The following is a 23,647-nucleotide window of genomic DNA, read 5'->3' on the forward strand; positions in this document are numbered from 1 at the left end:
GGGGACCGGCTCATCCCCAGCCGTGGTCGCCGGTTCCGGCGGCGAGGACGACGAGGCCGTCCGAAGATGCGGACCCGGTGCCGGCGCTCCGGCCCCAGCCGTGGTCCGCCGCGATCCGTCCGTTCGTTTCCGCCACGGAAGCGGCGCCTGCCAGGAGTTCACCCGAAACGACCGGAGCGGCCGCGAGGAGAATGGCCGAAAACGCCATTCCGGCAGACTTGACGAACCGCTTGGTAAGCATCTTTCTCCGTTTCGGTCGACGGCCGTCGAGGTTTGTCGGCCGTGTTCGCTTTCAGACATCCACATCGTGTGGCGAGCGGGTAGCGGAGATCAACAAAGCGTGATCGCATGCCTGTGCGGCGCATGTTCATGCGGACCGATGAAACGGACATCCCGGACTCGCCCGCTGGGCGCGTCCGTTGGCGCTCGCCTATCGTTGGCCGCGTTCACCAGGGGTGCGCGCAGTCGTCATCGGCCCGCCGCACGGCCTGGATCCGACCCCGAGGGAGGCTTGCGTGACGCTCTTCGGCCACGACCTGACAGACTCCGCCCAACTACGCCCGCTGGAGCCGTGGCAGGCGCAAGAATTCGCCACGTACGTCGACCGGGTACGGCCGCATCTCGCGCCGTGGCTGCCGTGGGCGCACTTCATCGTGGACGCCGACTCCGCATGTCAATTCCTCCAGCGGTACGCCGACACGCAGAGTCAGGACGGCGGCCGCATTTTCGGCATCTGGGTCGACGGCGAACTGGAGGGCGGGGCACTGTTCCGCATCTTCGACGTGCCGACCGGTGTCTGCGAAATGGGCGTCTGGCTGTCGCCCGACGCACAGGGGAAAGGCCTTGTCACGCGCGCGGCCCGGCATCTCGCGGACTGGGCGCTGCACGTACGCGGAATGCACCGCGTCGAATGGCGCGTGACTCCGGCGAATACCCGCAGCATCGCCGTCGCAAAGCGTCTCGGAATGCAGCACGAGGGAACGCTGCGTGAGGTATTCGCCTTCAACGGCGTCCGCCAGGACCTGGAGATCTGGGCCCTGCTCGCGGAGGACCCCGCGGGAGACCCCGCGTAGAAGAGCGCACCGACGGACCGTGCGACCGGATCGAGCAGTCGGATCGAGCGGTCGGACCGTACGGTCGCCGTAAGGTCGCCGTACGGTCTCGACCGGGGGTCATCCTTCGGCGGGGGTCATCCGACCGGTGGCCGTCCCTCGACCGGTGGCCGTTCGTCGGCTGGTGGCCGTCCTTCGGCCGGTGGTCATTCGTCGGCCGGTGGCCGTCCTTCGGCCGGTGGTCATTCGTCGGCCGGTGGTCGTTCGTCGGCCGGTGGCCGTCCGGCCTCGGCGGGCCCGGGAACGCGAAAAGCGAGGAGCACGCGCTCCTCGCCACTCTCAAGATATAGCGCATGGGGGGCCTTGCGGCAAGGCCCCCCTCGTGCCGCAGAATCGCTGGCCTGACGCCGGAACCTGCGGAAATGGGAGTTTCACGACGTGCGTACCACTACGTCCGCGTTCAATCTGTCCGACCGCCTCTCCCCCAAGGCCGACCCGGCGCTGATCGCCGCCGACGAGCAGCACTTCGCGGCCGTCGCGCAGAGCCTGGAGCACACGGTCACCGAACTGTCCGAACGCCTCGACGCGCTGCGCAAGGCGCCTGGCGGCACGGGCCGGGAGGCCATGGAGCGGGACGCCGAGATCCACCGGCTGACCGCACGACTGCGCACCTTCAACCGCTTCGGCCTCGACCTGTGTCTGGGACGGATCGTTCCTGCGGGCACCGGTCCGGGACCGGACGCCGAGGCGGCCCCGGAAACGGACGCGGCCCCGGAAACGGATGCCGCCTCGGAAACGGACGCGGCCTCGGGCACGGACGCCGGGTCCGCCGAGCCCGTGTACATCGGCCGGCTCGGTCTCACCGACGCCACCGGCCGGCGGCTGCTGATCGACTGGCGCTCGCCCGCCGCCGAGCCGTTCTTCGCCGCCACCCACGCCCGGCCGATGGGCCTGGCCAGCCGCCGCCGCTACCAGTGGAGCGGCGGCCGGGTCGACGACTACTGGGACGAGGTCTTCACCGCCGACGGGCTCGAAGGGCACGCGGCGCTCGACGACCAGTCCGCGTTCGTCGCGAGCCTGGGCGGCAACCGCTCGGAGCGGATGCGGGACGTGCTCGCCACGATCCAGGCCGACCAGGACGCGATCATCCGGGCGGGCTCGCGCGGCGCGCTCGTCGTCGACGGCGGCCCGGGCACCGGCAAGACCGTCGTCGCCCTGCACCGCACCGCCCACCTGCTCTACTCCGACCCCCGCCTCGGCCACCGGCGCGGCGGCGTGCTCTTCGTCGGACCGCACCAGCCGTATCTGGCGTACGTCTCCGACGTCCTGCCCAGCCTCGGCGAGGAGGGCGTCAGGACCTGCACGGTGCGGGACCTCGTGCCCGAGGGCGCCACGGCGGTGCCGGAGGCCGATCCCGAGGTGGCGCGCCTCAAGTCGTCGGCGGAGATGGTGCGTTCCGTCGAGCTGGCCGTCCGGTTCTACGAGGAGCCGCCCGTGCGGGGCCTGACCGTGAGCACTCCCTGGGCGGACGTACGGCTGACCGCCGACGACTGGGCCGAGGCCTTCGAGGCCGCCGAAGGGACCCCGCACAACGAGGCGCGCGAGCTGATCTGGGAGGAGGTGGGCAACCTGCTCCTGGAGAAGCTCGACGGGGCCGAGATCCCCGAGGACCTGTTCCGGAAGTCCCTGCGCGCCGACCGCGAGCTGGCCGAGGCGCTGCACGGCGCGTGGCCGGTCCTCGACCCGGCCGACCTGGTCGGCGACCTGTGGTCCGTACCCGCGTACCTGCGCATGTGCGCGCCGTGGCTGTCCCGCGACGAGGTACGGCTGCTCCAGCGCGCGGACGCCCAGGCGTGGACGGTGTCCGACCTGCCGCTCCTGGACGCGGCCCGGCAGCGGCTCGGCGAGCCCGAGGCGGCGCTGCGCAGGCGCCGTTACGAGGAGGCGCTCGCCGCGCAGCGCAAGGAGATGTCCGCGGTCGTCGACAACCTCATCGCCGCCGCTGCCGACTCCGGCGCCGACGGCGACGAGGGCGAGGGCCTCGTGACGATGCTGCGCGGGGCGGACGCGAAGGTCAGCCTGGTCGACGAGAGCTCGCTCCCCGGCGCCGAACGCGACGTCCTGGCAGGCCCGTTCGCGCACATCGTGGTGGACGAGGCGCAGGAACTGACCGACGCGGAATGGCAGATGCTGCTGCTCCGCTGCCCGTCCCGGTCCTTCACCGTCGTCGGCGACCGCGCCCAGGCGCGGCACGGCTTCACGGAGTCGTGGCGGGAACGGCTCGAGCGGGTCGGCTTCGACCGGATCGAGCAGGCCTCGCTGAGCATCAACTACCGCACGCCGGAAGAGGTGATGGCGGAGGCCGAGCCCGCGATCCGAGCCGAGCTGCCCGACGCGAACGTGCCGACGTCCGTGCGCAGCAGCGGCGTCCCGGTCGTGCACGGTCCGGTCTCGGACCTGGACCGGATCCTGGAAGGGTGGCTCGCCGAGCACGCGGAGGGGACCGCGTGCGTCATCGGTGCCGGCATCGGGGACGACCACTTCCGGCCGGAGGAACGCGGCCGGGACAGGGACCGGGTGCGGTCGCTCACTCCGACGCTGTCCAAGGGGCTGGAGTTCGACCTGGTGGTGCTGGTGGACCCGGAGCGGTTCGGCACGGGCGTCGAAGGCGCCGTGGACCGCTACGTGGCGATGACCCGGGCGACCCGACAGCTCGTCGTCCTGACGAGCGCCTGAGCCGCCGGCCCCGCCGCGCCCTTCACGGCCCGCCTCGCCCTCAACGGCCCCGCGCTCCATGGCCCGCGCGCCCTCCACGGCCCGCCGCGATCAGTTCGGCGCGGCGACAACGGCCTGGGCGAACCTCTCGTCCAGGCCGCCCGGAGGGCGCGCCGGCCACGCCGATGCCTGCCATCGGGACGCGCCCGGCGGAGCGGGGCCGCCGGCGCGTCGTAGGACCGGCGGCGGAGGCCGGTGCCGGTCCCGGCCTAGGGCTCGCGACCGTTACGCCGCCCCGGGGGCGGCACCTAGTGTCCCCGCCATGGAGACGACAGGCACGGACACGACCGGGATCCTCGACGAGGCCCTGCAGCGGCTGCACGGTTCCGGACCCGAGCGGCTCGGCCGGCTCACCAACCACGCGCCGATGGCCGTCGAGGCGCTCGCCGCGCACGGCAGGGCCCGGGCCGTGCACCGCTGGCTCGACAGGTACGCGCCGAAGCTGGAGGAGTTCCCGTCCCGTGTCGCGCCGGTCACCGCCTCGGACTGGCGCTCCGCACTCGGCGACCCGCGCCGGGCCGCCGACTGGATCGACCACTTCGGCCGCGAACTCGCCGAGCGGCCCTGGCGGGACGTGCTCGCCGAGTGGTGGCCCCGGCTGCTGCCCGGCATGTACGGCGGCTCGGCCCACCCGGTGATCCGCGTCGGCCACGCCGTACGCACCCTGCTGGCCGGCGAGCACACCGGACCGCGGCTGACCGAGCTGGCCCACGGGCTCGGTTACTGGGCCGCCCGCCACCGCCCGGTCACCGGGCTCGCCCCGCTGCCGGGCGCCGACAGCGCGGCTGCCGCCCTCGACGCCGTACCGGCCATCGCCGTGCAGGAGGGCGGCTTCCCCGACCGGCTCGGGCGGGTCGAGCGGCTGCCGGTGTGGGCGCTCTCGGTCACCGAGCCCGAGGCCGCGTACGAGCGCCTGACCGAACTCGTCCGGGCGGCCACCCACCGCTACGCCACCCACGGCCACGGAGAGGAGACCATGCTGGTCCACGCCGCCACGGCTCCCAACGCCGTGCTGCGCGCCCTGCCCGCGCTCCCCCGCGCCCTGTGGGTGCCGAGCCTCCACGCCGCCTGGACGGCTTCGGCGGCCGTGACCGCGATGTACGCCCCCGCCGACCCGGTCGTCCCGGCCTCACCGGGCACCCTCACCGCGGAGGAGGTCATGGAACGCGCCCTCGCCCACGGCGACGAGCACGTCATCAAACTGACCGACACCGCACTGGACTTCGCCGACGAGCTCTCCCTCTCGGCGGCACTGCGCGCCGTCGAACTCAGCACACCGCTGGAGGAGGACCCCGGACCGTAAATCGTTTGACCCCGCCCCCGGGTGAGGCTGCACTGTCGCGTGGCACCACGCGCCGTGGTGCCGCCATCCCGGGGAGGCAGCGGCAGCAATGGACATCCGTACCACCAGCGACCAGGACCACGACGTCTTCGTCGACACCCTCCACGCCGCGTTCGGGCGCTTCCCGGAGACCCCGGCCGAGGACGGCAGCGGGGTCTGGTGGGCGGCGCTCGAGATGGACCGCGGCCTGCTCGCCGTGACGCCCGACGGGCGGCCCGTCGGCACCGCCGCCGCCTACTCGTTCGAGCTCACCCTGCCCGGTGAGGTGCTCGCCCCGGCCGCCGGTGTGACCGCCGTCGGCGTCCTGCCCTCGCACCGCCGCCAGGGCGTGCTCAGCGCGATGATGCGGCACCAGCTCTCCGAGCTGCGGGCCCGCGGCGAGTTCCTCTCCGTGCTGCTGGCCTCGGAGGCCCTGATCTACCGCAGGTTCGGCTACGGACCGGCGACCTACACCCAGCGGCTGACGGTGCCGCGCCACCAGGGCGCCCTCGCTGTTCCCCGGGCGAACGGCACGGCCGGCGGCCCGTTCGGCGGCCCGGTGGGCGACGGGGACGACGGCTCGGTCGAGCTGCTGCGGCGGGCCGACTGCGGCGAGGTCCTGGAGGAGGTCTACGACCGCTACCGCCGCGCCCAGCCCGGCGCGCTGTCCCGGCCGCCCCGCTGGTGGGCCAAGGGCGCGGGGCAGCCGCCGGTCGCCCCGGCGGCGCGCTACGTCGCCGTGCACCGCGACGCCGACGGCGTCCCCGACGGCTACGCCAGCTACTCGATCGGCGATCCCGACACCCTGACGGTCGACGAGACCGTCGCCGCCGACGACGCGGTCTTCACGGCCCTGGCCCGGTTCGTCCTCGGGCACGACCTGGTCGGCCGGGTCGTGTTCAAGCACTTCCCGCCCGAGCACCCGCTGCGCTGGCAGTTCGCGGACTTCCGGGCCGGCGAGGTGAGCAACCACACCGACTGGCTCTGGGTGCGGATCCTCGACGTCCCGCGTGCGCTGACCACGCGCGGCTGGTCCGGCGACGGCGAGCTCGTCCTCGACGTCGACGACCCGTTCCTCGGCGAGCGCGGCCGCCACCTGCTGACCGTGCGGGACGGCAAGGCCGTGTGCGTCCCCACGGACCGGGAGCCCGACCTGTCCCTGGACGTGAGCGACCTGGGCTCGGTCTACCTCGGCGGCACGTCCCCGAGCACGCTCGTGCGTGCCGGGCACATCCGGGCCCACCGCCCGGGCGCGGCTGCCCTCGCCGACGCCCTCTTCCGCGCGGAGCGCCCCCCGCACTGCCTGCACTGGTTCTGACCGGCGGGCCGACCGGAGGATTCCGGCCTCCGGCCGTGCATGCGGGAGCCCGGATCGGGGCAGTCGCACGTCGGAGGTGCCGCCATGGTCCTCGTAGAGTTCGTGCCGCCACCCGGCAGGGATCCGGAGCCCGCCACCGCGGAGCCGCGTACCTACCGCGCTCCGGCGGGCACCGCGTGGGTCGTGCGCGAGCCTTCCCCAGGGCCCGGGATCGTCGTGCTGTCGGCGACCGGCGAGTTCGACGTCGACTCGGTCGGCTGTCTGCGCCGTGCGCTCGTCGAGGCCCGGCACTCCGACGCCCGGCAGACGGTCCTCGACGTCTCGCGGATCGGGTCCGGGGACTCCGCGTTCCTGCACGAGCTGGTCGCCGCGCACTTCGCGAGCGGTCGCTTCGTGCTCGCCGGGCCGGTACCGCGCCGACTGTGCCGGCTGTTCACGGTGACGGGGACGCTGCGGATGTTCAGGATCGTCAAGGATCGCGCGGCGCTGGGCTTCGCCTGATCATGGTGAGACCGGCCACGGCCGGCAGGACGGACCGTTCACACGGTTCAGGACGGAAGGAGGCCGCGTCCGCATGGGAGGCATGGAACAGGCGGCGGAGGACTTCACCGGGCGCCTCGGCGTACGGATACGTGACGGGCACCGCCCCGGGACCTTCGTCCTGGCCGTCACGGGCGAGCTCGACCACGACACCGCGGCCCCGCTGAAGGAGGCCCTGGCGACGCACGTGACGGCCGAGCGGATCGTCGTCGACTGCTCGGAGCTGCGGTTCTGCGACTCCACGGGGCTGAACGTGCTGCTCAGGACCCGGCTGCGGATGGCCGAGGGCGGCGGCAGGCTCGACCTGGCCGGGCTGCGGCCACCGGTGGACCGGATGTTCGAGATCACCGGGGCACGGTCGGTGTTCCGGGTGTACGCGGACGCCGCGGCCGCGCTCGCGGACGCCCCGGCGGCGGAGGAAGCATGACGAGCGGGGGCACCCGGAGCGGCGGTGACGAGGGCCCGGCCGGTGCCGGGAGCGCCGGCGCGCCCGCAGACGGGCGGCAGCAGGACGGGCAGCCGCGCGGGCACGACGGGCAGCGGGACAGTCGGCAGGGCGGCCGGCCGCGCGGGCAGCAGGACGAGGAGCGCGAGGGGCAGCGCGACCGGCAGCAGCAGGTCAGGCGGCTGCTGCTGAGCGGCGCCGCGGGGGCGGTGACCCGGTGCCGCGACTTCACGGCCGAGGCGCTCGCCGACTGGGGCTGGCTGCCGGCCGTCGCACCGGAGGACCGGGAGCGGGCGGAGGACGTGCTGCTGCTGGTCTCGGAGGTCGTGACCAACGCCTGCCTGCACGCGGGCGGACCCGAGGAACTGGTGCTGCGCCACTCCGGCGGACGGCTGCGGGTGGAGGTGTACGACGGGAACCCGGCGCACCCGCGCGCCCACGGCCCGCGCTCGCCCGCGCTGCCCGGCGGGCACGGACTGATGGTGCTCGACCGGCTGGCCGGCGCCTGGGGCTCCGCGGCGAAGCAGGACGGCGCCCCGGGGAAGGTGGTGTGGCTGGAGGTGCACCGCCCCTCGCCCCCGCCGTGGCTGCGCGGTCGCCACGACTGACGTACGGCACTCGGCGCCCGGCCCCCGCGGCCGGGCGTTCCGCCCGTGGCGGACCGTTTGCCCGGCCACGTACCGGGAAACCCGCCGTTCATGGCCAGTGGGAAGCAGATCCCGGCCGTCGACCGCTCGCTGCGGTACGACCTGACGGAAGGATCACACGAAGCAGGCGTGGTGGCGCGGTGCCGCGACCTCACGCAGGGGGCGCTTCGGGAATGGTTCGGTTCCGCGGGGTCGCCCGACCGACCGGCCGCGGCGGACGCTCTGCTGCTGGTCTCCGAGGTCGTCACCAACGCCCGCACGCACGGCGGCGACGTGAGCGAGCTGCGGCTCGAAGGGACGGACCGGGCTCTGTGGGTGCAGGTGAGCGACAGCTGCCCGACGCGCCCGCGTCCGCACGGGCCGCACCGGGCCGACCGTTCCTCGGGTCACGGCCTCTACCTGCTCGAACGGCTCGCCACGCGGTGGGGCTGGGTGCCCCGGGGCCCGGCCGGGAAGACGGTGTGGTTCGAGGTGGAGGTGCTCCCGGAGGCTCCGCAGGTTCCGGAGGCTCCCGGCGCCACGCGGTCCTAGAGTGGATGAGCGGGGCGTCCGACCCCGCCGGGCAGGCCTCATGGCACAGCGCAGACAGACACCTCATGGCACGCACGACCGCCAGGGAACGCACGGCGACCACGGCGGTCCGGACGACGACGGCCTGCGTCAGCCGGACGACGGCCTGCGACAGCCGGGCGACGACGGCCTGCGACGGCTCCTCGCCGGCCTGACCGCCGTCCGGGACGGCGATCTCTCCGTACGACTCCCCGAGGGGCCCGACGGCGTGCTGGGCGAGATCGCGACGGTCTACAACGACATGGTCGACCGGCTCTCCCTGCTCACGTCCGAGGTCACCCGGGTGGCCGGCGAGGTGGGCGGGCAGGGCCTGCTGGGCGGACGGGTGCGCGAGCCGCGGGCGAGCGGCGTGTGGCGGGAGCTGACCACCGGCGTGAACACGATGGCCGACAACCTCACCTCACAGGTGCGTTCCATCGCGCAGGTCGCCACCGCCGTGGCCCGCGGCGACCTCACGCAGAAGATCCGGGTGGACGCGCGCGGCGAGATCCTGGAGCTCAAGGAGACCATCAACACCATGGTCGACCGGCTGTCCTCCTTCGCCGAGGAGGTCACCCGGGTGGCCCGCGAGGTCGGCACCGAGGGGAAGCTCGGCGGTCAGGCCCGGGTGGGCGGGGTCTCCGGCACCTGGAAGGACCTCACCGACAACGTCAACTCGATGGCGGACAACCTGACGAACCAGGTGCGCAACATCGCCCAGGTGACGACCTCGGTCGCCCAGGGCGACCTGACCAGCCGCATCGACGTGTCGGCCCGGGGCGAGATCCTGGAGCTCAAGACCACGATCAACACGATGGTCGACCAGCTGTCGTCGTTCGCGGCCGAGGTGACCCGGGTGGCGCGCGAGGTCGGCACCGAGGGAAAGCTGGGCGGCCAGGCGGAGGTCGAGGGCGTCTCCGGCACCTGGATGCGGCTCACCGAGAACGTCAACGGACTGGCCGGCAACCTGACCCGCCAGGTGCGGGCGATCGCCGAGGTCACCAGCGCGGTCGCCGAGGGCGACCTGACGCGGTCGATCACGGTCGACGCGCCGGGCGAGGTCGGCGAGCTGCGCGACAACATCAACGCGATGGTCGAGTCGCTGCGGGCCACCACCCGGGCCAACGAGGAGCAGGACTGGCTGCAGACCAACCTGGCCAGGACCACGGCGCTGCTCCAGGGCACCCGCAGGTTGCCGGAGATCGCCGAACTGATCATGACGGAGGTTCCTCCGCTGGTCTCGGCCCAGTACGGGGCCTTCTTCCTCACCGCGGAGCCGGAAGAGGCCCAGGAGGTCCGGGAGGCCCGGGAGACCGAGCAGGAACGGCAGGAGCGGCAGGACTCGCAGGACCGTCAGGACCGTCAGGACCGTCAGGACCAGGAGGGCGGGACGGCCGGGCCCGATCTGGTGCTCGCCGCCTCGTACGGTCTGCCGGTCGCCCCGGGCGGTCCGCCGCGCCGCTTCCGGCTGGGCGAGGGGCTGGTGGGGCAGGCGGCGCGGGACCGGCGCACCCTGCTCGTCGAGCCGGTGCCCGAGGGCTACGCCACCATCAGCTCCGCCGTCGGCACCGGGGAGCCCGCCGCGCTGATCATCCTGCCGATCGTGGTGGAGGACCAGGTGCTCGGCGCGGTCGAACTCGCCTCGCTGCGGCCCTTCAGCGCCCTCCAGCGTGACTTCCTCGACCGCTTCGTGGTGAGCGCGGGCGCCGTCCTCAGCTCGCTGGTGGCCAACCTGCGCACCGACGAGCTGCTGGCCCAGTTCCGTGGCCTCGCCGACGAACTGCGCCTGCGCACGCAGGAGTTGCAGGCTCGGCAGCGTGAACTCCAGCGCTCCAACGAGGAGCTGCAGGAGCAGGCGGAGCTGCTCGCCGAGCGGAACGAGGACATCGAGTCGAAGAACCGGGTCATCGAGCAGGCCCGGCAGGAACTGGAGGCCCGCGCCCAGCAGTTGTCCCGCACCTCCATGTACAAGTCCGAGTTCCTGGCCAACATGAGCCACGAGCTGCGGACCCCGCTGAACAGCCTGCTCATCCTCGCCCGGCTGCTCGCGCAGAACCCCGAGGGCAACCTGACGGAGAAGCAGGTCGACTACGCGGAGGTCATCCACTCGGCGGGCTCCGACCTGCTCCAGCTGATCAACGACATCCTCGACCTGTCGAAGGTGGAGGCGGGCAAGATGGAGGTGCGGCGCGAGCCGTTCGCCCTGTCCCAGCTCCTGGAGTACCTGGAGGCCACCTTCGGGCCGGTCGCCGACGAACGGGGCCTCGACTTCACCGTGACCGTCGCCCCGGACGTACCGGCGTATGTGACGACCGACGAGGGACGGGTGCGGCAGGTGCTGCGCAACCTGCTGTCCAACGCGCTGAAGTTCACCGACGTGGGCCAGGTGTCGCTGACCGTCGAGCACACCCCGCCCGACGAGATACCGGCCGTGCTGCGGGACGAACAGCCGGTCCTCGCCTTCCGGGTCGAGGACACCGGCATCGGCATTCCCGCCGACCGGCTGCGGAACATCTTCGAGGCCTTCCAGCAGGGCGACGGCACCACCGTGCGCGAATACGGCGGGACCGGGCTCGGCCTGTCGATCAGCCGGGAGGTGGCCACGCTGGTCGGCGGCACCATCGAGGTCGAGAGCACACCGGGCCACGGCAGCCGCTTCACCTTCCACCTGCCCGAGCGGGCCTCGTCCCACCCGACCGCGATCGGTCCCGGGACGGCGGCGGTCGCCGAGCCGGCCACGGGCTCCGCGCCCGGCGCCGTGGCGGGCCAGGAGCCGGGTCCCACCGTCCTCCTCGTGGACGACGACGTCCGGAACGTCTTCGCGCTCACCCAGGTCCTGGAGGCGCACGGCTTGCGGGTGCTGACCGCCGACGGGGGCCGGCGGGCCATCGAGCTGCTCGGCCTGCACGAGGAGGTCCGGCTGGTCCTGATGGACGTGATGATGGCCGGAATGGACGGCTACCAGGCCATCGAGGAGATCCGGCGCATGCCGGGCCGCGCCGACGTGCCGATCATCGTCGTCACCGCGAAGGCGATGCCGGGCGACCGGGTCCACGCCTTGGAGGCGGGCGCCGACGACTACCTGGCGAAGCCCGTCGACGAGAAGGAACTCCTGGTCAAGATCCGTCACCGCCTGGAGGTCTGAGCCCGCGTCCGGGCCCCGCCCGCACACCGCCGGTCGGGCGGCCGTTCAGCCGACGGGCAACGGGCGGCAGGCGGCGTGCGGCAGGCGGCAGGCGGCTGGCGGTGCGCAAGTCCCGCGCTTCCGGTGCCTCGTGCTGCCGTCCCGCGTCCTCCGGTCACGCGCCCGGCGGTCCCGCGCCCTCCGGTGCGACTTCGCCGGGGCGGCGGAGCCGTACCGCGACGACGCTCGTGTCGTCGTCCGTGTCGCCGAGCGCCGTGCCGAGCAGCGCGTCCACCAGCAGCTCCGGGCTCTCCCGGTCGGCCAGCCGCCCGGCGACCGCGAGGAGCCGGGCGAGGCCGGGCCCCAGTCCTTCGTGGCGCCGCTCCACCAGGCCGTCGGTGTAGAAGAGCAGGGTGTCCCCCGGCTCCAGCTCGGTGCGCCGTTCCTCGTACGCGTACGAGGGCACCGCCCCGAGCAGGATGTCCTGGGGCGGTTCGAGGAGCCGCGCGTGGCCGGCGCGGATCAGCAGCAGCGGAAGGTGCCCGGCGCTGGACCAGACGAGGCCGCCGTCCTCGGGGTCGTACAGCGCGCAGACGGCCGTGGCGGTGGACCCGCCGCCGGTGCGCAGGGTGACCTCGTTGAGCCAGCCCATCAGCCGCCCGGGCGTCCGGCCGGTGAAGGCGAGGGCGCGCTGGGCGTTGCGCAGGGCGACCATGCCGGTGACGGAGTCGATGCCGTGCCCGGCGATGTCGCCGACGGCCAGCAGGACCTTGCCGGTCGGCAGCGCGAGCACGTCGTACCAGTCGCCGCCCACCTGGTACTCCTCGGCCGCGGGCCGGTAGCGGGCCGCCACGGTGAGGCCGCCGGGCAGCTCGCGCAGGGCGGTGGCCTCCGGGACGATCGCCTGCTGGAGCTGGAGGGCGAGCTGGTGGCGCAGCTCCGCCTGGCTGCGGACCGCGTTGAGGTGGTCGAAGGTCGCGGTGAGGGCGAGCTCGGTGCGCCGGGTCGCCGACACGTCCTGGTAGACGCCGACGAAGCCGGTGACGGCGTTCCCGTCGAGCAGCGGCTCGGCCGCGACCCGGACGTGGCGCACGGAGCCCTCGGGCAGCACGACCCGCAGCACCGTCTGGGCGCCCGAACGGCGCTCCGTGAGCGTCTTGAGCAGGACGGTCAGTGCCTCGCCGTCCTCCTGGTGGACCCGCGCGCGCAGCGCGAGCAGCGGTAGCGGCGGCTCGTCGCGGTGCATCCCGAAGATCCCGTACGCCTGCTCGGACCACACCGTGTCGCCGCCGGTCAGGCTGTCCTGGAAGGTGGCGACGCTCTGCAGCCGGGCGACGGCCCGGCCGACGGCCAGGCCCGGGTCGCCCGCGGTGTGCCAGAGGAGCACGCACCGGTCGGTTCCGGCCGGGAGGACGCGGACGTCGAGCAGCGCGTGCTGTTCTTCCGGCACGCGTTGTTCCGGTGCGGCCCCTTCCGGTGCCTCGCCGGTAGGACCGACGAGGGGCAGGTGGGCGGCGTGCTGGGTACGGCGGGTGTGGCGGGCGCGCCGGGCCAGCCGGTCGAGAGCGGCGTGGCCGTACGGGAAGACCCGGGTCAGGGTCCGGTCGTCGGTCTGGAGGCTGTTGCCGAGGGCGGTGGCGGCGGCTTCGTTGGCGTGTTCCACGACCAGGACGTCGGCCGTGGTGCCGGTGTGCAGCAGGGCCGCCGGGTGGGTGAGGGCGTCGAGGAGGTCGACGAGCACCGGTGTGTCGGGCGCCTCGGCGTCGGGCCGGTCGAGGACCGTGACGATGACGTCCATCAGTCCGGCGACGGCCCGGCGCAGGGCCGGGTCGAAGTCCACGGGGCCGGGCCAGCCGACCAGGGCGATGCCGGCCGTCGAGCCGCGGCGGCGCAGCGGCAGCACGGCCTGGGCGGCGCCGGGCCGGGTACCGGGGAGGACGTACACGTCGCCGCAGCCGTCGGCCAGCCACACCGGGGAGTTCCCGTCGAGGGCGGCGCGGATCGGCTCGGGGGCGGCGGGCGGGATCCACCCCCAGGCCACCGCCTCGGTGGCGCCGACGCCGGCGTGCCCGGCGAGCCGCAGGCAGCCGGCCTCGGCGAACCTCCACAGCCACAGACCGTCCGCGCCGAGCGGCCCGAGACCGCCCTCCAGCAGGGTGCGGGCGGCTTCGCCGACGTCGTCCGCCGTCTCGGCGGCGGCGGCCGTACGGCGCAGCCGGCGCGCGAGCGCGATCGACGCCTCGCCGCCCGTGCCGCCGGGGGCGGCGTCCTGGATGTCGCTCCGGGCATGGGTCCGGCCCTCGGGCCGTGCGGACCCGGAGGTGCCGGTGGGGGCGCCGAGGGCGTTGACGACGTCCGCCGCCAGGTCCTCGGCGGACAGCCCGGTGGCGGCGGCGAGGGCGGAGAGGTGCTCGGCCGCGTCGACGGTGGAGACGCCCAGCTGGGCGGCGAGGACGCCGGTGGCGAGGTCGGTCAGATGGCGGCTGGCACGCTCGGACCGGAGCCGCCGGATCTCCGCGGCCAGGCCCGCGAAGCCGGGCTCACCGTGGTCGGCAGCCCCTGGGGACGTGCCCTCGGGCTCCGCGGAACGGGTCAAGACGACCTCCGGAGCAGGCGCTCGTACCTCCTCGGAGTCTACTCGCGCGGACGCTGCCGGACCCCGTGCACCACCCTTGCGGACACCCCTCGGCCGACCGCCCACCGGGGGCCTCGTCGCGCTGTCCACGGTCCTCGAGCCCGCTGCGGGCGTGTCGGCACGATGACGGGGGCTGCGCCGTACGGGTGACGGTGCGGGGCGGGGGCAGGCGCCGGAGGGCCGCCGGGGCGCGCCCGAACGGCGAACGCGGCGCGGCCGGCGGGCCCGGCGGCGGCCGGGGTGAGGACGGCCTAGCGGACGGTCATGGGCGCGAGTCCGAGGCCGGCCAGTGCGGACGCGCCGGTCGCGGCGTGCGCGCCCCCGGCGAGCAGGAGCGTGCGCGCCCACTGGTAGCGGCAGCCGGCCGCCTCGAACGCCGGCGCGGTGGCGAGCACGTGGGGCAGATCGCCGTCGAGCAGTGCCTCCGCCCGGTCCACCAGGGCGGAGGCCACCGGGTTCCCGGCGACGACGGCCCGGGCGGCGGCGATCCGGCCCCGGGCGTCCGGGTGGCCGGCGAGGACCGCCGCCTCGGCCCGGAGCGCGCCGTACCAGTGCAGCCAGACCCAGCAGACCCACTTCCACACCTGCTCCGGCTCGGGCGCGGTGCGCTCCAGGGCCGCGTGCGCGTCGCCGTGGTGGAGCAGGACCATGGCGTCGAAGACGGCGCCGTGGCCGTAGTGGTTGTCCTCCTCGCCGCCCGCCCGGTCGGTGATGGTGAGCCAGGTCGCCCGGGCCTCGTCGTCGCCTCGCAGGCCGTGGATCATCGCGACGGACGCGGCGGCCGGACCGAGGGAGAACGACCGTTGCCGGCCGGACTGCTCCCACGCGTCGAGGAAGCGCACGCTGCTGGTGAGCACCGCGTCGGCATCGCCCGCGAACGCGTCCGCGACCAGCAGCCAGGACGTGGCGTGGTCGCCCACCTCGGCCAGCTGCGGCCGGTCCGCGAGCCGGCCGCCCCACTCGCGCGCCGCGGACAGCTCGCCCGTGCCGACGGCGGTCGCGGCGGCCATGGCGAGGGCGTCGATCAGCTCGTGTGTCCGGGCGGGCGCGCTCGGCGCGGAGGTCAGGATGTCGATCCGGGCCCGGGCGGCGGCCGCGGCGGCGAAGCTCTCGCCGGCCCAGCTCCGGGCGCCGGAGAGCGCGTCGAGGGCGGCGGACCGTGCCACCGGGTCGCCGGCGCGCCGGGCGAGTTCGACGGCCCGTTCGGCGCAGGCGACGGTGTCCGGTGCGGTGTTGTCCGGGGCGCCCTGGACCGCACCGAAGGCGTCCGCGACCACCGCGGCCTCGGCAAGCGCGAGAGCCGCCTCGGTGGCCGGGTGGCCGTCCTCGGTCAGCTCGCGCGCCGCCGAGAGCAGGCCGGTCACCTCGTCGGCGGGCGGAACCCGGCCGGCGAACGTGCTGGAGAAGCGGTACGCGGCGGTGGCGGCGGCCGCCAGGTCGCGGGCGGCCCCGGCGGTGTCCCCGGCCCGGCGGGCGGCCTCGGCGGCGGCCCGGTGCAGGCGGTACATGTCGTCACCGAGCCTGCGGCACCCGGCCACCCCGGCGGCCTGCCGCAACGCGGCCGCGGCGTCGGTGCCTTCGGCGAGCAGGGCCGCCTGCTCGTACCGCTGTTGGGCCTCGCCCAGCAGGTTGCGGGTGAAGGCCAGCTCGGCCATGGCCAGGGCGAGGCGGCGCGCGTCCGCGCGCCGCTCGGGCCGGCCCGCGCCCCAGGCCAACGCGGCCCGCAGGTCCTCCGCGACCGCGTCGAACCGGGCTCGCCAGTCCGGGCCGTCGTCTTCCCGGAGGCCGGCCGCACCGGCCAGGGACCATGCCAGGTGGCGCGACCGGACGTCGTCGAGCTCGCCGGCGTCGGCGAGCCGCTCCGTGCCGTACTGACGGAGGGTCTCCAGGGCCTGGTAGCGGGTTCCGGTGTCGGACGGCGCCACGGCGAGCAGGCTCTGCTCGGCGAGCCTGCCGAGCCCGTCGGCGACCGCGGCCGCCTCCAGCGGGGCGAATCCGGCCACGTCGGCGGCCGCCTCGGCGGTGAACGGGGCGACGAACGCGGACACCCGCCGCAGCAGCGCCCGGTCCTTCGCTTCGAGCAGGTCGTGGCTCCAGTCGAGGACGGCCCGCACCGACCGGTGCCTGCCGTCGGCACGGGGGCCGCCGGCGAGGATCCGGAGCTGGTCGGAGAGGCCGGCCGTCAGGCCGTCCAGACCGAGCGTGGACCACCGCGCCGCCGCCAGTTCGATGGCCAGCGCCATGCCGTCGAGCCGTTCGCACAGCGCCGCGATCCGGTCGCGTTCCGCCGGAGCAGGGGCCCTGCCGACCGCCGCCGCCCGCTCCAGGAACAGGGCCACCGCCTCCGACGCGCCGCCGCCGACGCGGGACAGGGGCGGAACGGGGAAGACCCACTCGAACGGCACCATCAGCCGGGCCCGGCTGGTCGCGAGCACCCGTATCCCCGGGCAGGCCACGAGGAGCCGTTCCAGGAACGGCGCCACTCCCTCGCGCACCTGCTCGCAGTTGTCGAGCACCAGCAGTGCCCGACGGTCCGTCAACGCGGCCACGAGCACGTCGTCGATGCCGCGGCCGGGCTGCTCGCCCACGCCCATGGCCGCGGCGACCGCCGCGCCCACCCGCCCGGGATCGGTGACCGGCACCAGGTCGACGAAGCACACCCCGTCGGCGAACTCGCCCGCCACGTCGGCCGCCACCGCCAGCGCGAGCCGCGTCTTCCCCACTCCGCCCAGGCCCACGGCCGTCACCAGCCGACGCTCCGTCACCTCGGCGGCCAGTTCGGCGCGTTCGCGTGCCCGGCCGACGAACGCCGTCAGCGGTGCCGGAAGCACGGGCGCCGGGCGGGCCTGCTCGGCAGGCGCCCGTCCGGGCGCGCGCCGGGACAGCGCCCGCCGGTCCGGTACCTCCAACTTCCGCAGCAGCGAGGAGACATGCGACTCGACCGTGCGTACGGAGATGAACAGCCGCGCGGCTATCTCCGCGTTGCTCAGGTGCTCCCCGAGCAGCGTGAGCACGTCGGCTTCCCGGGCGGAGATCACTGGAGTGGACACCGGGTCATTATCCGTAGTGCTTTCCGTGGTCACCACGGAGGCGGCCCGTACCCCGTCCGGGCGAAGCTGTGATCACAGGGAACGAGCCGCCGGGCCCGCACCGGGCCGACCGGTTCCACGACGACAGGAGTGACCGTGACCAGCTTCCCCACCCACGGGATGAAGACCGTGCTGCACCCCGTGTCCGACCTCGCCCAGGCCAAGGCGGTGTACACCGCCCTGCTCGGTGTCGCCCCGCAGACCGACGGGCCCTACTACGTCGGCTTCGAGGTCGCCGGCCAGCACGTCGGCCTCCTCCCGGGCGGCGGACCGCAGGGCCTGACCTCCTCGCTGGCCTACTGGCACGTGCCGGACATCGAGGCGAAGACCGCCGAACTGACCGCCGCGGGCGCCACCGTGAAGGAGTCCGCGCACGATGTCGGCGGCGGCCGTCTGGTGGCCACCGTCGTCGACCCCGACGGCAACCTCATCGGGCTGGTGCAGGACTGATGAGCAACCCGCCCCGCTCCCGCGCACAGCGCCGTCACGACACCGAGCACCGGCTCGGCCACGACGTCGACGTCTGGGTGGCCAGCGCCTCCACGGACGGCGTCCCCCACCTGGTGCCGCTTTCCTTCGACTGGGACGGGCAGGCGCTCCTGGCGGCCACCCCTGCGGAAAGCCCCACCGGCCGGAACCTGGCCGCCACCCGGACCGCCCGGCTCGCCCTCGGCCACACCCGCGACGTCGCCATGATCGAGGGCCACGTCGAGGTCCTCTCCATCGACGCACTGCCGCCGCACCTGGGTGACCGGTTCGCCGCACGCACCGGCTTCGACCCGCGCTCCCTGACCACTCCGTACCGCTGGTTCCGCATCACGCCGCACCGCATCCAGGCCTGGCGGGAGGAGAACGAGCTGTCCGGCCGTGAGCTGATGCGCGACGGCCGCTGGCTGGCCTGACGCCCCTCCCGGCCCCTCCTCCCTCGTCGCCTCCCGCTCCGGCCCTGCGTCAGGCGCCCCTCCGGGCTTCGGCGCGGGAGTCCGCGACGTCGGCCAGGAGGCGGGCGAGTTCACGGGGGCGGGTGGTCATCGGCCAGTGCCCCGAGTCCAGGTCGACGTAGTCGACGTGCGCGGCCCTGGCGAGCTCCGGGCTCTCGCCTGCGGCGATCCACTCGCGGGCCTGCGCCGGGGTGAACTCCGGGCACACGAGGGTCACGGGCACCTCGAAGCGCCGCTCGTCGCCGAGCCGTACGACTCCCCTGACGACCGCCTCGGGAACGGGCAGCGCAGCGGCCGCGAAGCGCTTCCGGGCGTCGTCGTCCAGGTCGGCGGCGTCCGGGCCGTCGAACGGCTCCCAGCCGGGGAAGGGCATCCCGCCGTCGTGGACCGGGAAGAAGTCGGCGTAGGCCCGCCCGTCTTCGGCGGGAAAGCCACCCACCAGGGCGACGCCGGCCACCTTCTCCGGCCGTGCGTCGGCCGCGATCCAGGCGAGGCTCGTGGCGGCGGAGTGCCCCACGACGAGCGGCTTTCCGGGCGCCGCGTCGACGGCCGCCAGGACCGCCGCCACCTGGTCGTCGAGCGAGGCGGAGGCGGCGCCGTCGCCCGCGCCGGGAAGCGTGAGCGGCACGGCCCGGTGGCCGCGGGCGGCGAGTTCGGGCACGACGTCGTCCCACGCCGATCCGTCCAGCCACAGTCCGGCGATGAGCAGGATGTCCATGAGCGGTCCTCCGAGAGAGAGTGCGGTACCGGCCGTTCGCACGCTAACGGGAGGGTCTGACAACGGCCCGGGGGCCAGCGGCCCGCTCCACGCCCGGTCGCACCGCCCGCTGCCGGTGGGCGCAGCCCACGGTCGCGCGGCTCGACGAGCGGTCGTGGAGCCCAGCCCGGCCGTTGGGGGCTCCGCCGCGGGTTTCCGGGCTCAGGCCGCGGTCGTGGGGGGCAGGCCAGGTTCGTGGAGCTCAGGCCAGGGTCGTGGGGGGGGCAGGCCAGGTTCGTGGAGCTCAGGCCAGGGTCGTGGGGGCACAGGCCGGGGTCGTGGGCCTCAGCCCCCGCTCCTGGAGCCCGTCCCCCGGTTGTCGGGCTCAGCCCGCCGACTTCGCCGCGGCGACGAACGCGCGGATGCGGTCGTGGTCCTTCACGCCCGGCGACGACTCGACGCCGCTGGAGACGTCCACGCCCCAAGGGCGGGCCGCCTCGATCGCCTCGGCGACGTTCTCGGGAGCGAGACCGCCGGCGAGGAGCCAGCTGCCCTCGGGGCGGGCCTCGTCCAGGAGGGAGAGGTCCCAGCGGGCGCCGGAGCCGGCGCGGGGCGAGTCGAGCAGCAGGACCTCCTCGCCATAGGCGCCGACACGGGTGTCGGGCCGCTCCTTGAGGGAGGTGGCGCGCCACAGCCGGGGGAAGACGGCAGCCGCCGCGGCGAAGTCGGCCTCGCCGTACGGGCCGTGCAACTGCAGGGCGTCGACGTCCAGTTCGCGGGCGAGCGCCGCGGCCTCGGCGGCGGGAGTGTCGTTGACGACGAGGACGGAGAGGACCCCGGCGGGCGTGTGGGCCCGGGCGTGGGCCGCGAGCGCCGCGGCCGTGTCGCGCGTCAGGCCGCGGACGCTGGTCCCGCTGATCACCAGGCCGACCGCGTCGGCCCCCGCCGCGACGGCCACGTCGACGTCCGCGGTCGTGGCGAGTCCGCACACCTTGACGAACACTGTCTCTCCTCCGCTGCCCACGCCGGGCCCTCCCGGCGGTCCGCCCGAGCCTACCCGCGCGGCATCGGCACATCACGGCCGTCGCCCGGCCTCGCCCGGTCGCCGAGCCGCGACAGCTGCGCCCTGACCGGCCGGCGTCCGGTCTCAGGCGCCCTCGGTCTCCTCCGCCGGCTCGCCCTCGTCGGAGGAGTCCGCGGCGTACGGGTGGACGTAACGGTCCTCGCCGAACGGCGTGAACCAGGTGCCGAAGCCCAGGACCGGCGGTTCGGGACCCGGGTCCGCGCCGATGCCGGCCTCCTCGCGGACATGGGTGTGGAACCGCTCGAGGGCCGCCACGACGTCGTCGTCCAGGAGGCCGTACAGATCGAGGGCGGCGCGGGCCTGTTCCAGGAGGAACCTCAGGACCAGCTCCTCGGCGAGGCAGCCGAGCCGGCGGAAGCCACCGTCGGTGAAGCGGGTCGTGAGGGCGACGGCGGTGACCAGGAAGCGGCGCGCGAAGGGCTCGTCGTAGCGTGCCGCGTGCCGGGGCGGCAGCCGGTCGAGGTGCCAGAGGTGTCCCTGGCAGCCGGCGACGTCGGTGTCCTCGTCGGCGAGGGCCTGCACGTCGTCGTACAGCTCGTCGATGAGCACCTCGGCAGCGTGGACCAGGGCGCCCGCGGCCAGTTCCGCGGTGTCGGGACTGGCTCCGAAGACGGCGGGTCCGAAGGAGCGGAGCCGTACGGCCGCGGCCCGGATCCCGGTCTCCGGGTCGGGCGCGTCCTCCACGACGTCCGACCACACGCCGTCCTCGTCGTCGCCGTGCCCGCCCGCGCCGTCGTGGCCCGGCGGGCCGCCCCGCCCGGCGGCGTGCCGGGCCCTGCGGGCCGCCGGGTCGCTGGGCGGGGCGTCCGGCCCGTCGGCCGCCGCCAGGCTCTCCCGGGCGCGGTCGGTGTGCAGCCGCACCTCGCTGCTCACCACCAGCCACCCGGCGAGCGGTTCCGCCCGGTCCAGGACCTCCTGGGCCACGGCCCCCACCGCGTCCTCGGCGACCTCCAGGGACGGCGCGAGGGCGGTCACCGTCAGCTCGGCGCCGCGCGCGTGGGGCGCCACGGTCACGTCGAGGACGTCCACCTCCACACCGCCCGGCCCCTCGGCGCCGGCCACGGAGCCGAAGCCGCGTTCGAGCAGGACGGCGGCCCCGAACCGGCCGAGCTCGTCGAGGTCGGAGGTGTCGTCCGGTATGCACGTATCCACGGTCACGACGTACGTCACGACGCAAGCCTGCCAGGCCGGGCGGGACGGTTTCGAAGGGATTCCGGAATCCGGTCGGCTCCCCGTCCGGACCCGGCCATTCCCCTGCGCCGCGCCGACCGCCGCGCCGGACCCCGTCGGGTCGCCGGCGGATCACCGGCGGTCGCCGTCAGTCGCCGCCGACAGCCGCTCCGGTCGCCATCCGCCGTCGTCGGTCGTCCTCGGCCGCCCCGTCCGTTGCGCTCGGTCGCCGTCGGCCGCCCTCCGGTCGCCGCGTCGGTCGTCATCCGTCACCGCGTGCATCGCGTCAAGTACCCGTCAGAGACGTGTCAGTGCTCCTCCCGGGCCGGGCGGGAGCGGGCATAGCTTCGGGGTGCGGCCCCGGCGCGACGGGCGCGGGGCGCCCGACCCCGGGAGGGACACCATGACCCACGCGTCGTACGGAGACGACCCCGAGCCTGCCGAACAGGTGCCGGCCGGACGGCTCTGCGTACCCGTCCGGCCGGTCACCCACGGCTGCGCCGCCCGCCTCTTCCGTACCCCGTTGGGCGGCCGTACCGCCGTCGCCTTCACCACGCCCGGAGGGCTGCGGGCCGTCCTCGGCCCCGACCAGTCCTGGATCGCGCTGGCCGAGCCCGCGGTGAGGGCGCTGGTCCGGCCGCTGGGCGTCGAGGCACTGACCGTCGATCCCATGCTGATGGCCACACCGAGCGACGTAGGAAGCCCTGCCCCTGCCCCTGCCGTACCGGGCAGCGCCGCACCGGTCGCCGCACCCGCCACCACCCGTTCGCGCCCGCGCCGACCCGCGCTCGCGTCCGCGTCCGCGCTCGTGCGCTGAGGGGAGCCGTCGCCATGACCATCGCACCGCTTCCCGACGTCGACGCCTCCGCCTCGGCGTCCGTCCCTGGACCCGGATCCGGATCCAGGTCCGGGTCCAGTTCCAGGTCCGGGTCCGAATCCGCCGGTGAGCTGTCCGTCTGGCCCGCCTCGGCCGTCGTACGCCCACACGGGCGGCTGCTGGTCGGCGGGGTCGCCCTCGACGAGATCGCCGGGAGCCACGGCACGCCCGTCTACGTATTGGACGAGGACGAGGTCCGCGAGCGCTGCCGCACCTACCTCGGCGCCTTTCCCGAGGCCGAGGTGCACTACGCCGCCAAGGCGTTCCTGTGCCGCGCCCTCGCCCGCTGGGTCGAAGAAGAAGGACTGGGGCTCGACGTGTGCTCCGCCGGGGAGCTGGAGCTGGCCGTGACCACCGGCTTCCCGCCCGAGCGGATCCTGCTGCACGGGAACGCCAAGTCGCCGGAGGACCTGCGGACGGCGCTGCGGCTCGGGGTCGGCCGGATCGTCATCGACAGCCCGGCGGAGATCGCCCGGATCGCCGCGGCCGTCGGCCCGCACGGCCACCAGAAGGTGCTGCTGCGGGTCACTCCCGGCATCGGCGCGGGCGGCCACGCCAAGATCCGCACCGGAACGGACGACCAGAAGTTCGGCCTCTCGCTGCGCGACGGGCACGCCTCGCACGCGATCGCCCGCATCCTCGACCAGCCCCGGCTGGAACTCACCGGGCTGCACTGCCACCTCGGCTCGCAGATCACGGACGTCAAGCCGTATCTCGTCGCGGTGCGCCGCCTGGTCGGGCTGATGGCCAGGACGCGCGACGCGCACGGCGTGGTGCTGCCCGAGCTCGACCTGGGCGGCGGCCACGGCATCGCGTACCGGCCCGGCGACCCGCTCCTCGACCTGACCGCGCTCGCCCGCAAAGTGCGCGCGGAGCTGGTCGAGAGCTGCGCGGGCGCGGGGCTGCCCGTGCCGCGGCTGATCCTCGAGCCGGGCCGGGCGATCGTCGGACCGGCCGGTGTCGCCGTGTACCGGGTCCTCGCCGTGAAGAGCACGCCGGAGCGGGTGTTCGTGGCCGTCGACGGCGGCATGAGCGACAACCCGCGTCCCGCGCTGTACGGGGTGCGCTACGCGCCCCGGCTGATCGGCCGCCACTCCACGGCGGAGCCGGTGCGGGCGTCGGTGGTGGGGCGCCACTGCGAGGCCGGCGACGTGCTCGCCGAGGACGTCCCGCTCCCCGCCGACGTCCACCCGGGCGACCTCCTCGCCCTGCCGGTGGCCGGCGCCTACCACCTGTCCATGGCCTCCACGTACAACCTCGTCGGCCGCCCTCCGGTGGTCGCCGTCTCCGCCGGTACGAGCCGTCTCCTCGTCCGCCGCGAGACGCTGACCGACCTGCGTGCGAGGGACGTCGGCCTCTGAACCGTGCGCCGGACCGCGGGAC

At 74.8% G+C, this 23,647-nt stretch carries 19 protein-coding genes; 13 read left to right on the forward strand and 6 right to left on the reverse strand.

Annotated features, from left to right (window positions below):
- Nucleotides 1–10: 10 nt before the first annotated feature.
- Nucleotides 11–136, reverse strand: coding sequence for a hypothetical protein (locus ACFY8W_RS07880; protein ID WP_391101533.1), 126 nt, complete (start codon nt 134–136; stop codon nt 11–13).
- Nucleotides 137–515: 379 nt separating this feature from the next.
- On the opposite strand from ACFY8W_RS07880, the gene ACFY8W_RS07885 reads away from it, so the two are divergent.
- From ACFY8W_RS07885 to ACFY8W_RS07925, 9 genes are all read left to right on the forward strand, one after another.
- Nucleotides 516–1,073: a GNAT family N-acetyltransferase gene (locus tag ACFY8W_RS07885; protein WP_391101535.1), complete on the forward strand. Its 558-nt coding sequence runs from the start codon at nt 516–518 to the stop codon at nt 1,071–1,073.
- Nucleotides 1,074–1,490: 417 nt separating this feature from the next.
- Nucleotides 1,491–3,788, forward strand: a complete 2,298-nt coding sequence (gene helR, locus ACFY8W_RS07890) for an RNA polymerase recycling motor ATPase HelR (protein ID WP_391101537.1) — start codon at nt 1,491–1,493, stop codon at nt 3,786–3,788.
- A 301-nt stretch (nt 3,789–4,089) separates the two neighbouring features.
- Nucleotides 4,090–5,130, forward strand: a complete 1,041-nt coding sequence (locus ACFY8W_RS07895; protein ID WP_391101539.1) for a questin oxidase family protein — start codon at nt 4,090–4,092, stop codon at nt 5,128–5,130.
- Between the two features lie 88 nt (nt 5,131–5,218).
- Entirely contained in the window at nt 5,219–6,466 is a 1,248-nt protein-coding gene (locus tag ACFY8W_RS07900; protein WP_391101541.1) for a GNAT family N-acetyltransferase, read from the forward strand.
- Between the two features lie 84 nt (nt 6,467–6,550).
- Nucleotides 6,551–6,967 (forward strand): STAS domain-containing protein, encoded by a 417-nt coding sequence (locus ACFY8W_RS07905; protein ID WP_391101544.1) that lies wholly within the window; start codon nt 6,551–6,553, stop codon nt 6,965–6,967.
- A gap of 73 nt (nt 6,968–7,040) precedes the next feature.
- Nucleotides 7,041–7,433, forward strand: a complete 393-nt coding sequence (locus ACFY8W_RS07910; protein ID WP_391101546.1) for an anti-sigma factor antagonist — start codon at nt 7,041–7,043, stop codon at nt 7,431–7,433.
- Nucleotides 7,430–8,059, forward strand: a complete 630-nt coding sequence (locus ACFY8W_RS07915) for an ATP-binding protein (RefSeq protein ID WP_391101548.1) — start codon at nt 7,430–7,432, stop codon at nt 8,057–8,059. Before ACFY8W_RS07910 ends, ACFY8W_RS07915 begins: the two co-directional genes overlap by 4 nt.
- 90 nt (nt 8,060–8,149) lie before the next feature.
- The gene (locus ACFY8W_RS07920; protein ID WP_391101550.1) at nt 8,150–8,629 is read left to right on the forward strand and encodes an ATP-binding protein; all 480 of its coding nucleotides are present in this window, start codon (nt 8,150–8,152) and stop codon (nt 8,627–8,629) included.
- 40 nt (nt 8,630–8,669) lie between these two features.
- Entirely contained in the window at nt 8,670–11,792 is a 3,123-nt protein-coding gene (locus ACFY8W_RS07925; RefSeq protein ID WP_391101553.1) for a HAMP domain-containing protein, read from the forward strand.
- A gap of 154 nt (nt 11,793–11,946) precedes the next feature.
- Here the strand turns inward: ACFY8W_RS07925 and ACFY8W_RS07930 are convergent, their stop codons facing one another.
- Nucleotides 11,947–14,367 carry a SpoIIE family protein phosphatase gene (locus tag ACFY8W_RS07930; protein ID WP_391101555.1) on the reverse strand — a complete coding sequence of 807 codons (2,421 nt, stop codon included), beginning with the start codon at nt 14,365–14,367 and terminating at the stop codon, nt 11,947–11,949.
- 290 nt (nt 14,368–14,657) lie between these two features.
- Nucleotides 14,658–17,456 carry a LuxR C-terminal-related transcriptional regulator gene (locus ACFY8W_RS07935; protein ID WP_391101557.1) on the reverse strand — a complete coding sequence of 933 codons (2,799 nt, stop codon included), beginning with the start codon at nt 17,454–17,456 and terminating at the stop codon, nt 14,658–14,660.
- A gap of 159 nt (nt 17,457–17,615) precedes the next feature.
- Here ACFY8W_RS07935 and ACFY8W_RS07940 point away from each other — a divergent pair, with 159 nt between their 5' ends.
- Nucleotides 17,616–17,945, forward strand: a complete 330-nt coding sequence (locus ACFY8W_RS07940; protein ID WP_391101799.1) for a VOC family protein — start codon at nt 17,616–17,618, stop codon at nt 17,943–17,945.
- Nucleotides 17,945–18,397, forward strand: a complete 453-nt coding sequence (locus tag ACFY8W_RS07945) for a pyridoxamine 5'-phosphate oxidase family protein (protein WP_391101559.1) — start codon at nt 17,945–17,947, stop codon at nt 18,395–18,397. The genes ACFY8W_RS07940 and ACFY8W_RS07945 overlap by 1 nt, the downstream gene beginning before the upstream one ends.
- Nucleotides 18,398–18,446: 49 nt before the next feature.
- Here the strand turns inward: ACFY8W_RS07945 and ACFY8W_RS07950 are convergent, their stop codons facing one another.
- The 3 genes from ACFY8W_RS07950 to ACFY8W_RS07960 all read right to left on the reverse strand — a co-directional run bounded on the left by ACFY8W_RS07950 (nt 18,447) and on the right by ACFY8W_RS07960 (nt 21,387).
- Nucleotides 18,447–19,154, reverse strand: a complete 708-nt coding sequence (locus ACFY8W_RS07950; protein WP_391101561.1) for an alpha/beta fold hydrolase — start codon at nt 19,152–19,154, stop codon at nt 18,447–18,449.
- 364 nt (nt 19,155–19,518) lie between these two features.
- Nucleotides 19,519–20,136: a phosphoribosylanthranilate isomerase gene (locus ACFY8W_RS07955; protein ID WP_391101563.1), complete on the reverse strand. Its 618-nt coding sequence runs from the start codon at nt 20,134–20,136 to the stop codon at nt 19,519–19,521.
- A gap of 144 nt (nt 20,137–20,280) precedes the next feature.
- Nucleotides 20,281–21,387: a hypothetical protein gene (locus ACFY8W_RS07960; RefSeq protein WP_391101565.1), complete on the reverse strand. Its 1,107-nt coding sequence runs from the start codon at nt 21,385–21,387 to the stop codon at nt 20,281–20,283.
- Between the two features lie 403 nt (nt 21,388–21,790).
- On the opposite strand from ACFY8W_RS07960, the gene ACFY8W_RS07965 reads away from it, so the two are divergent.
- Both ACFY8W_RS07965 and lysA read left to right on the forward strand, forming a co-directional pair.
- Nucleotides 21,791–22,204 carry an SAV_915 family protein gene (locus tag ACFY8W_RS07965; protein ID WP_391101568.1) on the forward strand — a complete coding sequence of 138 codons (414 nt, stop codon included), beginning with the start codon at nt 21,791–21,793 and terminating at the stop codon, nt 22,202–22,204.
- A gap of 14 nt (nt 22,205–22,218) precedes the next feature.
- Nucleotides 22,219–23,625 carry a diaminopimelate decarboxylase gene (gene lysA / locus ACFY8W_RS07970; protein WP_391101570.1) on the forward strand — a complete coding sequence of 469 codons (1,407 nt, stop codon included), beginning with the start codon at nt 22,219–22,221 and terminating at the stop codon, nt 23,623–23,625.
- Nucleotides 23,626–23,647: the final 22 nt, after the last annotated feature.

It is taken from the genome of Streptomyces sp. NPDC012637 (genome assembly GCF_042954805.1).
Taxonomy (GTDB): domain Bacteria; phylum Actinomycetota; class Actinomycetes; order Streptomycetales; family Streptomycetaceae; genus Streptomyces.

Coding starts and splice junctions, on each gene's coding strand:
- ACFY8W_RS07905 (WP_391101544.1), top strand. CDS start 6,551: ATGGTCCTCGTAGAGTTCGTGCCGCCACCCGGCAGGGATCCGGAGCCC.
- lysA (WP_391101570.1), top strand. CDS start 22,219: ATGACCATCGCACCGCTTCCCGACGTCGACGCCTCCGCCTCGGCGTCC.
- ACFY8W_RS07965 (WP_391101568.1), top strand. CDS start 21,791: ATGACCCACGCGTCGTACGGAGACGACCCCGAGCCTGCCGAACAGGTG.
- ACFY8W_RS07945 (WP_391101559.1), top strand. CDS start 17,945: ATGAGCAACCCGCCCCGCTCCCGCGCACAGCGCCGTCACGACACCGAG.
- ACFY8W_RS07925 (WP_391101553.1), top strand. CDS start 8,670: ATGGCACAGCGCAGACAGACACCTCATGGCACGCACGACCGCCAGGGA.
- ACFY8W_RS07895 (WP_391101539.1), top strand. CDS start 4,090: ATGGAGACGACAGGCACGGACACGACCGGGATCCTCGACGAGGCCCTG.
- ACFY8W_RS07910 (WP_391101546.1), top strand. CDS start 7,041: ATGGGAGGCATGGAACAGGCGGCGGAGGACTTCACCGGGCGCCTCGGC.
- ACFY8W_RS07900 (WP_391101541.1), top strand. CDS start 5,219: ATGGACATCCGTACCACCAGCGACCAGGACCACGACGTCTTCGTCGAC.
- ACFY8W_RS07950 (WP_391101561.1), bottom strand. CDS start 19,154: ATGGACATCCTGCTCATCGCCGGACTGTGGCTGGACGGATCGGCGTGG.
- ACFY8W_RS07920 (WP_391101550.1), top strand. CDS start 8,150: ATGGCCAGTGGGAAGCAGATCCCGGCCGTCGACCGCTCGCTGCGGTAC.
- ACFY8W_RS07940 (WP_391101799.1), top strand. CDS start 17,616: ATGAAGACCGTGCTGCACCCCGTGTCCGACCTCGCCCAGGCCAAGGCG.
- ACFY8W_RS07915 (WP_391101548.1), top strand. CDS start 7,430: ATGACGAGCGGGGGCACCCGGAGCGGCGGTGACGAGGGCCCGGCCGGT.